This is a genomic window from Pseudomonas chlororaphis (assembly GCF_001921865.1).
In the GTDB taxonomy this organism is placed as follows: Bacteria; Pseudomonadota; Gammaproteobacteria; order Pseudomonadales; family Pseudomonadaceae; genus Aquipseudomonas; species Aquipseudomonas chlororaphis_D.
The window spans coordinates 109,952-121,866 of sequence record NZ_MSCT01000018.1; the positions used below are offsets into that span (position 1 = coordinate 109,952).

10 protein-coding genes and 1 pseudogene are annotated in these 11,915 nt (G+C 59.6%); 10 read left to right on the forward strand and 1 reads right to left on the reverse strand.

The window, feature by feature from the left end; genetic code table 11:
* Positions 1 to 40: 40 nt before the first annotated feature.
* The 7 genes from BTN82_RS19425 to BTN82_RS19455 all read left to right on the forward strand — a co-directional run bounded on the left by BTN82_RS19425 (position 41) and on the right by BTN82_RS19455 (position 5,934).
* Positions 41 to 862, forward strand: a complete 822-nt coding sequence (locus BTN82_RS19425; RefSeq protein WP_075120726.1) for a transcriptional regulator — start codon at positions 41 to 43, stop codon at positions 860 to 862.
* Positions 859 to 1,341: a hypothetical protein gene (locus BTN82_RS19430; protein WP_075120727.1), complete on the forward strand. Its 483-nt coding sequence runs from the start codon at positions 859 to 861 to the stop codon at positions 1,339 to 1,341. The genes BTN82_RS19425 and BTN82_RS19430 overlap by 4 nt, the downstream gene beginning before the upstream one ends.
* Positions 1,342 to 1,581: 240 nt before the next feature.
* Complete coding sequence (locus BTN82_RS19435; RefSeq protein ID WP_186828421.1) at positions 1,582 to 1,923, forward strand: hypothetical protein; 342 nt, start codon at positions 1,582 to 1,584, stop codon at positions 1,921 to 1,923.
* Positions 1,924 to 2,056: 133 nt separating this feature from the next.
* Positions 2,057 to 2,416 (forward strand): hypothetical protein, encoded by a 360-nt coding sequence (locus tag BTN82_RS19440; RefSeq protein WP_075120728.1) that lies wholly within the window; start codon positions 2,057 to 2,059, stop codon positions 2,414 to 2,416.
* Positions 2,417 to 2,453: 37 nt separating this feature from the next.
* On the forward strand, positions 2,454 to 3,422 hold the full coding sequence (locus BTN82_RS19445) for a helix-turn-helix domain-containing protein (RefSeq protein ID WP_075120729.1): 969 nt from the start codon (positions 2,454 to 2,456) through the stop codon (positions 3,420 to 3,422).
* 358 nt (positions 3,423 to 3,780) lie between these two features.
* Positions 3,781 to 5,328 carry an EAL domain-containing protein gene (locus BTN82_RS19450; protein WP_075120863.1) on the forward strand — a complete coding sequence of 516 codons (1,548 nt, stop codon included), beginning with the start codon at positions 3,781 to 3,783 and terminating at the stop codon, positions 5,326 to 5,328.
* Between the two features lie 105 nt (positions 5,329 to 5,433).
* Complete coding sequence (locus BTN82_RS19455; protein WP_075120730.1) at positions 5,434 to 5,934, forward strand: outer membrane beta-barrel protein; 501 nt, start codon at positions 5,434 to 5,436, stop codon at positions 5,932 to 5,934.
* 62 nt (positions 5,935 to 5,996) lie between these two features.
* On the opposite strand, the gene katG is transcribed toward BTN82_RS19455, so the two are convergent.
* Entirely contained in the window at positions 5,997 to 8,261 is a 2,265-nt protein-coding gene (gene katG / locus BTN82_RS19460; RefSeq protein WP_075120731.1) for a catalase/peroxidase HPI, read from the reverse strand.
* A 400-nt stretch (positions 8,262 to 8,661) separates the two neighbouring features.
* On the opposite strand from katG, the gene BTN82_RS19465 reads away from it, so the two are divergent.
* From BTN82_RS19465 to BTN82_RS19475, 3 genes and pseudogenes are all read left to right on the forward strand, one after another.
* Positions 8,662 to 9,354, forward strand: a complete 693-nt coding sequence (locus BTN82_RS19465) for a hypothetical protein (RefSeq protein ID WP_261793001.1) — start codon at positions 8,662 to 8,664, stop codon at positions 9,352 to 9,354.
* Positions 9,355 to 9,362: 8 nt separating this feature from the next.
* A pseudogene (locus BTN82_RS19470) lies at positions 9,363 to 10,138 on the forward strand (nucleotidyltransferase domain-containing protein).
* Between the two features lie 157 nt (positions 10,139 to 10,295).
* A complete protein-coding gene (locus BTN82_RS19475; RefSeq protein ID WP_075120732.1) occupies positions 10,296 to 11,816 on the forward strand; it encodes a DUF2235 domain-containing protein in 1,521 nt (506 codons plus the stop codon).
* The last annotated feature ends 99 nt before the right edge of the window (positions 11,817 to 11,915 follow it).

Consider the following 11,915-nt stretch of genomic DNA (forward strand, 5'->3'; position numbering starts at 1 on the left):
TCTCCAGACTCAGCCAGAGCCACCTGAACGGAGGATTCCCATGCCCTACGCCTTCACCTTGAAAAATGGTGCGATGGCCCTTTTCGACCCGGAAACCGCCTTGCTTTCCATCACGACGGCCCATGGCGAGGTTCAAAACTCCACGATCGGCAGGGCTGAATCGCGTCTACTGGAGCTGCTGATCAGGGAGCCGGGGCAGACTAAAAGCCGTGAGCAGATCATCGAGTACACCTGGAACGACCGCGTGGTGGCTTCGGGCAGTTTGAACCAGGCGGTTTTCTCCCTTAGGAACCTTCTCAACGACAGTCGGGACCACGAGATTGTGATGACGGTGCCTCGAAGAGGGTACTGCTTCAACCGTCACTACGTCGTCGACGCGCAGACAGACTTGCCGGCGCCGGCCGATGACGCCGCACCACCTTCTGTGGCCGCGACCGAAGAGCCTGCGCCCGCCCACAGTGATGGTCCCCTGCCGTCCCCAGAGAAAACCACAAAGTCCACTTACATCACCAAAGCTCATTTAGTGGCTTATGTCTTGACCCTGGGAGTATGTGTCTACACGGGTTTCCACTCGGGCTTCGACACGCCGAAAGTGGAGATTTCCAGCGTCAAACAAAACCAACTGACCATCCACGCAGTCGCCAACAGCGTCACGGACGCTCAATTACTGAGAGACCTTTCGGCTAAACAGGTTCAGCAGGCTTCACCCGACTTGAAAGGCCAGGTCTGGCTGAGCCTCTTCAAATCGAACTATTCCGTTTCGTGCATTCGTCCGGACCAGAGCACAGCAAACCTGCAATTGAATAGCAGCCAAAAAGACTTGGCGCTGATGATCCGGCAATGCCTGGAAGCAACCCTATGAACCTGACAACCTCTTCGATTGCCCACTGGACAGTGCTTGTCGTCATTAACGCCGCCTGTATTTTTTCCTTGAATTACTCACCGTCTTATTACATGGAAAACATCAGTTACCAGAGCATCACTCAGCAGTGGCTCGAGGATTCGAATCAGCTCAAGACTGAAGAGTACCTGACCATCGGGCACGGTCGGCTGACACAAACCACCCTGGAAAGCCTGAATGGAAAAATTCGCAACGCCACTATTTCGGCGGAGGTTATCCGGGAAAGCAATCATCACGTTCAGATAAAAATCAGCAACGTCAAACTGAGTCAGGACAACGAACTGTTCGCCATTGAAAAGACACCCGAGCTCTTTTTTAAACGCCAATATGTCCTGCAGGAAGGGGCGATCCTGAATTATGAATTAATCCCCGTTACCGATAAAAATACGCTGTGTTTTTACGTTCACGAACTCAGCCGCTTGCGCTGCATGAGCCATTAAGCCAGCGCCCGTCCAGCCGCTCATTTGCATTCATCCATCAACAGGACCTGACGCGCCTCGCCCCTCCTGCCGCTGATTCAAGCAGAAAATAATAATTACTGATTTGAATCAGACGCCCCCTCTCGCCAGAGTCTCTTCTCCATGGCTCCCGGAGCCACGCCTGCTGTCACTCAGCACAAAAATCCGGCTCCCCCCTTCAAGAAGCCCCCATGACATCCAACGAAGCCATGTTTAAAAACCATGTTTGAGTTGCATGAGTCGCTCAAGAAAACTGCTTCAGGGGAGCCCGTGAAAACCTATTTTTTGCGAGCGTTCAAATCGATGATCACCAGGATCCTGGCCGTTCTATTGCTGGCGGCAATACCCGCTTACTCGATGGCGCACAATGAATACTCTATCGGCAGCACGGAAATTGAGCTGGATGTCATAGAGTTGAGTGCCGACCAGAAAATAAAACTCTCCCACCTGAAAATTTACGCTGACAACGAACATTACGACGATGAAGGCGCCATCGATAACCCGCCCCCTTCCTCGCCACTCAATACGACGGATGATCGCGATCTTTCGCTGACTCAACTTTGAGCCTCGAAAATATGAATTTCTGATTTTAATACCCGTGGTAAAGGGCGCGACTATCAACAGGCCAACCCTGTGACAGCGAAACGATGGGCACTGGGTACTCTGTGGAAAAATCCCTGACTAGGAAAACTCGCCAATGCTACTCAAGAAACTCACAACCGTATCAGTCGGCGTATTGCTTTTTTTCAAGGCCATGGCCAACGACAAAGAATCTTATAGCTGCGACCTGGCGTGTATTAAAAGCGACCCAGACCAGCCGAGCAGCGAAGACCCCGGTTATAAAATTCTCACTGGCTACCGTGCCGATGATTATTTTGTCTTTGATGCGGCGGCCATCGGCCCGGCCAGTCAAAATTCGGCCATCTTCGGCGCGCACCTGGAGCCGGGCAAACTTCAAAGTCTGTTGGATCCGCTCTTGAACGATTCGTACGTTTTTTCAGCGGCGCTGGAACGGCTGCCGGCGTCATTGGCATCGGTGTCTGAAAAAAATACTTAGTACTGTCCCTTTAGTTGTCTGAAGAGCGTTCAATGCCATGAACACCGAACTCCCTGATGAAACCCTTCATGTAACACCGGCTCCTGTACCCTCTTCCACTAGAACGATTGGCCAGTGGGAAATCAACCTGACCTCCCTAGAGCATGAAGCGACCGTTCGCCAGCACACACTCGTGCAGGGGCCGAGGCTCCAGTGCAGTCGACTGGAGTTTGATTCAGGCGTCACCCTGACTGGCTGCGTTCCCCATGGCTTCGTAACCTTTGCCATTGCCCTGGCTGCCGTTCGCCGCCCCACGGTAAACAGTCACCCCTTGCGGCCCAACGAAATCATCGTGCTGCACAGCGGCGAGCCCGTACATTGCACCTGCGAGCCGAATGAAACCCTGCTCATTCTGACCACGACGCTAGAACATTATGCGCAATGCCTCGATGAACACTCGACCATTGACCTACTGGCAAAGCGAAGGGAATACCGCTTCCAGGCTGCAAACTTCAAGTCAATCCAATCTGCCATTCAGGCCATCAATGCTTGCGTTATCGATGCGCCACCTGCAACGCCGAGCCGTCCCTCAGAAACTTCAGGCACTGAAAGAGCGCTGCTGGCCTCTCTGCTACGCGCACTGACACCGGTCGGGCGCTCCGCGCTCAAGCCCCCGACAAGAAGAAAGATTGCATTGGAAGCAATCGAGTACATCCATGAAAATACAAAAAAGCAGCTCAACATAAAGACGCTGGCAAAACAGCTGCAAACAACAACTCGCAGTTTGCATCATGGTTTCGTCGAAACGTTCGGCACTTCACCGATCGCTTACATTAGAAACCTGAGACTGGCCAATGTCCGCCAGGACTTGCTCCACAACACTTGGCCAACGGTGACCGAAACCGCCATGTATTGGAACTTCCATCATCTCGGTCGGTTTTCCAAGCTGTATCAGGATACGTATGGGGAGATCCCTTCGGAAACGGCCAGGCGCCACTGCGCAAAACTGAAGTCCTCCAGCCGTTGAATACTTCAACGGGCGAGGCAGCCACTTCGCAGGCCAAGGAAACAACGGCTCGGGCGGAGGAATGAAGGGGTTCTCCACGCCATGTGGCCTGTCCGGCATCGAGCAGCGCAAGACCTGAAAAATAACAATCAATAATTTTCATCCGCTCGTCTGAATGGCCATCCTTGCTTACTTCCACCGTCAAGGAATGATCATGCGCTATCCATTGAATGCACTGTCGCTCAAACAGAAAATCTTTTTTTGCCTTGTTGCCTATCTAATGGGCATTGCATTGGCTTGGCTGATTGACGGTTAAAAACGCCCGCCCGTACTTCTTCGGGCGAGGCCGCCCAGTTAAATCATGTTTTTGGGGTTCTTTATGATTGCCGCGTATAAAGCCTTGTTTGGAAGGAAAACGTTAGTTTTATGCGCGACCGTTGCAATGGGTTCTGTCGCTTGGTTGTGTGCCGGGAGTTTTGCAGAACATCTTATTGAGCAGCAGTTGAAAAGAACTCAAGAGAGATGGGTCGAACCCCGTACGCAAATCGATCAAGCCCTGGCAACACTCGGCAGTATTGATCGCTCCACCCAGGAATGCTCCGCTGAGCAGTACGCGAAGATGGCGGAGCAAGTGGAAAAATCCCGATTTATTTATCAAGCCGCGGTGCGCCTCGATAATGGCAAGCTCTGTTCGTCCTACGGACAAGAAATAACGTCGCTATCAATAGAAAGCGCGAGCGACCTGGCGTCCGTTAAAGGGCGGACCTATGCCGTCAGCTCCGCCCAGAAAGTGTCTGCGGACAGGGACTTCATTATGGTCTCGGAGCCATCGCGCTATGTGTGGATCAACAAGAAAGCACTTCGGGACCACCTGAATATTGCGCAAGACGTGCAATGGCAACTGCGCGGTCCGGACGGCGTAGCCCTGATTGCCTCAACCAGCCCACTGCCTGCGAAGGTACAAGAGCCGTTGCCCCTTGAAGCACTGGTCACCTCTACAGACAACGCCTATGTCGCCTATCGGGACAACCGTAACGAACTGACCTCGGTCATCTCGCTGCCACTGAGTGCCCTGACAGCGCTTCGGTGGAAGTTATTCATTGCCCTGGCGTTCATGTTCGAAGTCCTGCTCTACAGTGCCTGGAAAATGAACAGGCATTACGCCTCTGGCGTCATTCAATTGCGCGAGGCGATCAGGGCGAACGCGCTGGAGATCCACTACCAACCTATTGTCGATTTGCGCACGGGAAACCTGGTCGGCGCCCAAACGCTTTCTCGTTGGAGCGCCAAGGGCGTGGCCATTCCGGCAGAGGCATTCGTCGCGGCGGCAGCGCGGCCCGAGTTGATTCGCTTGCTGACACGTTCGGTGATAAGCCGGGTTGCCGAGGACTACAGCACTTATCTCTGGGCCTGCAAGGACTTCTACATCACCATCGATCTTTGCGCCCAAGACATCCTCGACCGAACCTTTCCCGACTTTGTGGCCAGCGTCACGGCAACGTACAACATACCGGCATCCGCCATCGTCTTTGCCATCAGCGAAAAAGCCTTGCCCGACCAGAAAAGCGCAGCGCTTCAACTGCACAGGCTTCGCGCGGGCGGGCATCGCATTGCCATCGATGACCTGGGTACCGGCTATGCCAGTTTCTCTCTCACCGAATCGGTACCGGTCGACATACTGAAAATAGATCGCTCATTCATCGAGCACACCAACGGCGCCCCCCAGGGCGCCCGCTGGCGGCACGTCGCCAAAAGGGTCAGGTCGCTGCATTTCAAGGGTATCGAAGCCCCACAACTGCTACCGCGCCTGGTCTCGGAAAGCGGGTTGTTGGCTCAAGGCTGGTTGTTTTCCAAGGCGCTCCCCGTGCATGCCTTGGCCAGGCGGTATTTCCAATGCTCGGTGGGCGTCAATCCTTACGCTGATTGAAGCGGCTCGAACCTATCAATCAATGACGTCTATCCCGCTTCGCGAGCACGCAAGTTCCCAGCGAACACCTCACCACCGACAATCTGTAGAAGGACTCCACCGCACATGTTTTTTCGCAACCTTGGCTTCGCTTCCCTGCTCTCGCTGCTGTCCTTTCAGGCGTGTGCGGATGACAAAGGTTTGTACCTGGGAGCGGGCGTCAGCCACCTTGAAACCGACCAATCCCACTTGAACGATGAAGATTCCAGTTACAAGGTTTTCGCCGGCTATCGTCTCAACGGCTATCTGGCCTTCGAAGGCGCCTTTGTCGATCTCGGCCAATTCAAGGACAAGCATCTCGATTTCGATGGCAAATCCGTTCAAGCCAGTACCCACCTCGGTTTTCCGCTGGGCGAGCGAGTGCGGATGTTCGGCAGTGTCGGTGCCCATGCCTGGGATGCCGACGGCAATGCCAGCGATGACGACACTGGGGTGAACCTGACCTACGGTGCCGGCATTGAGTTTGATGTATTGCGCAACATCGGTATCCGTGCCGAATATGAAGTACTGGAGGTCGGCGACATCAACCTGAATCAAACAACGGCATCCGCGTTCGTGCTCTGGTAACGCCAGCGCGAATCGAGCCGCCCCGACCTGAACAATCAGGCCGGGGCGGCCGCCAAAAACCCTCACCTCAGATCGAACCGATCCAGGTTCATCACCTTGACCCACGCCGCCACGAAGTCCTGCACGAACTGCGCGTGCGCATCCGCGCTGGCGTAGACCTCGGCCAGGGCGCGCAACTGGGCGTTGGAGCCGAACACCAGGTCGACCCGGGTGGCGGTCCACTTCACCTGGCCGGTCTGGCGGTCGCGGGCTTCGAACGCTTGCCCGGCGTCGGACAGCGGTTTCCATTCCACGCCCATGTCCAGCAGGTTGACGAAGAAGTCGTTGCTCAAGGTTCCCGGCCGCGCGGTGAAGACGCCGTGCCGGCTGTGGTCGACATTAGTGTCGAGCACCCGCAGGCCGCCGATCAGCGCGGTCATTTCCGGGGCGCTGAGGGTCAGCAGTTGCGCCTTGTCGATCAGCAGCGCTTCGGCCGGCACCCGGTAGCGGGCCTTGAGGTAGTTGCGAAAGCCGTCGGCGATGGGTTCAAGGAAGCCGAACGACTCGACGTCCGTTTGCTCCTGGCTGGCGTCCGTGCGCCCCGGGCTGAACGGCACGCTGATGTCGAGGCCGGCGTTTTTCGCTGCTTGTTCGACGCCAGCGCCACCGGCCAGGACGATCAGGTCGGCCAGGGAGATTTTCTTGCCCGCCGATTGCGCGCCGTTGAACGCCTGCTGAATCCCTTCGAGGGTCGCCAGCACCCGGGCCAGTTGCTCGGGCTGGTTGGCCGCCCAGTCTTTCTGCGGGGCCAGGCGCAGGCGCCCGCCGTTGGCGCCACCGCGCTTGTCGGAGCCGCGGAAGCTGGACGCCGCCGCCCAGGCGGTGGACACCAGTTGCGACACCGACAACCCCGAAGCCAGGACCTGGGCCTTGAGCGCGGCGATATCGCTGTTATCCACCAAGGGGTGATCGAGCGCGGGGATCGGGTCTTGCCACAGCAGTTCCTCGTCGGGCAGTTCCGGACCGAGGTAACGCGAGAGCGGGCCCATGTCGCGGTGGATCAACTTGTACCAGGCGCGGGCGAAGGCGTCGGCCAACTGCTGCGGATTGGCCAGGAAGCGCCGCGAGATCGGCTCGTAGATCGGGTCGAAACGCAGCGCCAGGTCGGTGGTAAGCATGGTCGGGCTGCGGCGCTTGGCCGGGTCGTGGGCATCCGGGACGGTACCGGCGCCGGCGCCGTTTTTCGGCGTCCACTGGTGCGCGCCCGCCGGGCTCTTGGTCAGCTCCCACTCGAAGCCGAACAGGTTTTCCAGGTAGTTGTTGCTCCAGCGGGTGGGCGTGGTGGTCCAGGTCACTTCCAGGCCGCTGGTGATGGCGTCGCCGCCCTTGCCGCTGCCGAAGGTGCTCTTCCAGCCCAGGCCCTGGAGCTCCAGGCCGGCGGCCTCGGGCTCGGCCCCGACGTTGTCGGCGGGACCGGCGCCGTGGGTCTTGCCGAAGGCGTGGCCGCCGGCGATCAGGGCCACGGTTTCTTCGTCGTTCATCGCCATGCGGCCGAAGGTCTCGCGAATATCCAGCCCGGCCGCGACCGGGTCCGGGTTGCCTTCGGGGCCTTCCGGGTTCACGTAAATCAGGCCCATCTGCACCGCGGCCAGCGGGTTCTCCAGATTGCGTCCCTGGTCGGCGCGGCTTTGCTCGTTGCCCGGCTCGGCCACCAATTGCCCCTCGCCGGGGTCTTGCATGGCGGCTTTATCCGACTTGCCGTAGCGGGTGTCGCCGCCCAGCCATTTGTTCTCGGAACCCCAGTAGACATCTTCGTCCGGCTCCCAGACGTCCGCGCGCCCACCGGAAAAACCGAAGGTCTTGAAGCCCATGGATTCCAGCGCGACGTTGCCGGTGAGCACAATCAGGTCGGCCCAGGAGATGTTGCGGCCGTACTTCTGCTTGATCGGCCATAGCAGGCGGCGCGCCTTGTCCAGGCTGACGTTGTCCGGCCAGCTGTTGAGCGGCGCGAAACGCTGCTGGCCGGAACCGGCGCCGCCGCGACCGTCGCCGGTGCGGTAGGTCCCGGCGCTGTGCCAGGCCATGCGGATAAACAGCGGCCCGTAATGGCCGAAGTCGGCGGGCCACCAGTCCTGGGAGTCGGTCATCAGCGCATTCAGGTCGCGCTTCAGGGCCTGGAAGTCCAGGCGCTTGAAGGCTTCGGCGTAATTGAAGCCCGCGCCCATGGGGTCGGACAGGGACGAGTGCTGGTGCAGGATCTTCAGGTTCAGTTGGTTCGGCCACCAGTCGCGGTTGCTTGTGCCGCCACCAGCGGCGTGGTTGAACGGGCACTTCGATTCGTTTGCCATGAGTAGCTACCTTCGGTCGTGTTCATCCAGCTATCCGCCCCGGGCAGGCGCCGGATAGCGACAGGCGAAATCAATGACACAGGTTGCTGGGCTCACAGTTCGCTCGACGGATCGTGATGGCCAGAGGCGCAAGAAACTGGCAAGCCTGTTGCCAGGACGGTGGCCCACGGTAAGCCCGGTACGCTGCTGACTCGTTGTTCGTTATCGCTTGATCAGGTCTTGTCCGGCCGGCTCGCGCCAGCACTGAGTTAAGGCTAGCCCCTGGGCGGTGGATCGCTAATAGCCGGACTATTGGTAGGTGATAGGGACAATCTTTTACCCGCCCCCAGGGCCGCGGCCGATGATGGAAACAGCGCCCTGTCGTGGTACTCCGGGCGCGCTCGAACCACGGGAGAACGCCATGCACCCGCGCCCGCGTTGCACAGCCATCCACGAAGCCGGCCACGCCCTGGCTTTCTGGTGGAACGGCCAGCCGATCGCCCGTGTCAGCGTCCGCACCCTGGCGCAAACCCGCGCCGGCCCGCTGCTCGACCTGCGCGGCAACTGGCAGTACGTGGCGGGCCTAGTCGAAGCCGATTACCGGGTGCCGCGCCCGGCTTTCGAGGCCCCCGGCATCGCCGAATACCTGCCGTCGATGGTCGAGGCCATCGAGCGCGACCTGCTGCACTGCTTCGCCGGGCCGGTGGCCGAAGCCATCTACCGTCACGCCGGCTCCGCCCGGGTGATCAGCGGCAGCGGCCGCGGCGACCTGAGCCGCGGCCACGAACTGATCAGCCTGCTGCCGCCGCGCAAGCTGCTCGACGCGCAAGCCCTGGCCATCGCCCGCGCCAGTCGCCTGGTGCATCGCTACTGGTCGGCGGTCGTCGACCTGGCGGATCTGCTGCAAGAACGCGGCATGGTCGACGGCGAAACCGTCAATGCACGGCTGTGCGCCATCAGCGGCGAGTCGCCGACGCCGCTCGGTAACGATCTGGCGAGCCTCGATCCATGGCGGCAACGTGGCACGCGAGCCTCCTCAACGCCGCCAGACGTTGCCCACAACCCGACCGCCCCGGGTAAGCTGTGTTACGCACTTACCTGTAGCGCCCCATAGGGATCGCCATGCCGCAGTACCCAGGCGTCGACACTGAAGGCTTTATCCAGTCCCTGCCCGAACAACCGCTACAACCGGCGTTCAGGCCGCTGGTGAATGAGCTGTGCACAATGCTCTCGCGGCGTTTTCCGGCGCTGCTCGACGGCCTGTACCTGTACGGCAGCGTCGCCCGTGGCGAGGCGCGGCCGGGCACCTCCGACCTGGACGCAACCCTGGTGCTGGCCTGGGCGCCAAGCCCCGAGGAGCGCCAGCGGCTGGAGCAGACTCGGCAAGCGCTGGAGGCGTGGCACCCGGAAGTGTCGAAGATCGATTTCGATATCGGCGTGCTCAGCGAGGTGCTGGCCCCCGACAATCTTTACCGCTGGGGCTTCTGGCTCAAGCATCAGTGCCGCTGCATCTGGGGCAACGACCTGAGGTTGCGCTTCGAACCCTTTCGCCCCAGCCGGCGCATTGCCCAGGCGGTGAATGGCGACTTCCCCAGGTGCTGGAAGGCTACGCGCAACAGTTGGAACAGAACCGCGAGCCTTTGCTGCAACAACGCCTGCAACGGGCCGCGGCGCGCAAGGCGCTGCGCTCGGCCAACCTGCTGCGTAGCGAGCAGGATCGTGGGTGGCCGAGCAGCCTGGAAGAGCATGCGCAACTGCTGACGGCGGCCGAGCCGGGCCTCGGCGAGTACGCCGCGTTCTTCCTCCGGCAGGCCTATGCGCCCCAAGGGCCGGCGCACGAATTCGTGCAGCGGTTGCGGGCCTACAGTGCCTTGCTGGCGGCCGAAAGCGCGGACTGATGCCTGGCGCTGTCGCTTTTGGAAAACCTGGTTCCGACCCGCTGATAGCATTTTGACCGCCTTCGACTAGGTTCACTTGAGCAACCAACGCGGGGCTCCCCTGCTCCCATCGGCTGCCTTGCCACGCCATCCGTATCCGGTCACGGAGACCTTCGATATGCGCATCGTCCTTCTGTTGAGCCTCGCCCTTCTCACTGCCTGCTCCACCACCGACAACAGCGTGCTGAAACTGCAAACCACCCGAAACATCGACTATCAATTGCTGACAAAAGCCCGAATGACCGAAAAAGCCGCGCAAACCCCCGCTTGCCAGAAACACTTCGACATCAAGAACATCGAGGACGGTTACTTCAAGGTTCGCGAGCGCTGGCAACTGCTCAACGATTGCCTGTACGGCGACACAGGGCCCCGAAAACTGGTGGTGCTGCTCGACGGCACCGAGAACACCAAAAAGGACAACACCAATATCTGGCGCCTGTATAACCAGGCGCTCGAGCAAGCCGAGAACGGCGCCAGGGTCATCCCCTATTACGACAAGGGCGTGGCCACCAGCATCACCACGCCTTTCGGCGCCCTGTTCGGCAGCGGCGTCAGCCTGAACATTCGCCAGGCCTACCGCTTTCTGATCGAGGCTTACCGGCCTGGCGACGAGATCTATATCTTCGGTTTCAGCCGAGGGGCCTTCACCGCCCGCTCGCTGAACGGCTTTCTCGAAATCGCCGGCCTGCCCAGCAACTTGAAGCCCGATACCTGGGACAACAGCACCCTGTGGGGCTGGACCGGCCATATGCACGATGTGGTCGAGGACATGTACGACCTCTACAAGGCGCGCAACGATGGCGTTCCCGGTTTCGACGACGCCCTGCGGGTCAAGCTGAAGGCGTATCGGCGCGCCAACGGCATCAGCATCTATGGCGACGACAAGCCCGATGAAAGGGTCGTGGTCAAGGTCATCGGCGTATTCGACACCGTGCCAGCGGTGGGCTCCAGCCTGAAGGAAGATCCGGACGAACACCGCCTGGAGCTGTACGCCGAGCGCGGTTACCACGCCATGTCCCTGGATGAGCAGCGAGCCTCGTTCAGGCTGCTGCGCTTCGGCCTGCCGCAAACCAAATCCCAGGTCCTGGAAGAAGTCTGGTTTGCCGGCGTGCATAGCGATGTGGGTGGTGGTTACCTCAACGATCCAGACCTCGCGCAGTGTGGCGAAAGCCCCTATGCCAAGGGCGGTCAGGGGCTGGAAACCATCCCGCTGCGCTGGATGCTGGTCAACGTCAAGGACGCCGGTATCTTCGCCAATAGCAGCCGTTGGCCGACCGAATGCATCGGCGGCCCATTACACGACGAGTTCCTCGATGCCACGGGCTTGGCCGGCCGTGCCTACAAGAAAGCCGGATTGATTCGCCGCAAGCCGGTGGAACACGACAAAGTGCATGCCAGCGTGTTTCTGCGAATGGATAAGCGCGATTTGAAAGCGCCTCATTCCAAGCGCGAACCAGAACCCGAGTATCGCTACGACCCGATCAACCTCGGCTACGCCAGGCGCGACCGGTGCCAGAAGGACGACCTGGCGCGCAACTACAACATCGTCGGCAGCTACGACCCCCACTGCCCGACCACTAGCGCGCCCCTGGAGAAAACCCGCCACAACGATGCGGTCAACCTCGAAAGCTTCCAATAGAACCACCCCTTGCAGGAGCGAGCGTGCTCGCGATCGGGCCGGCACTTGCAACCCGGCTCCCGCGTCGGATGTCACGGCGCTTTCGCGAGCACACTCGCT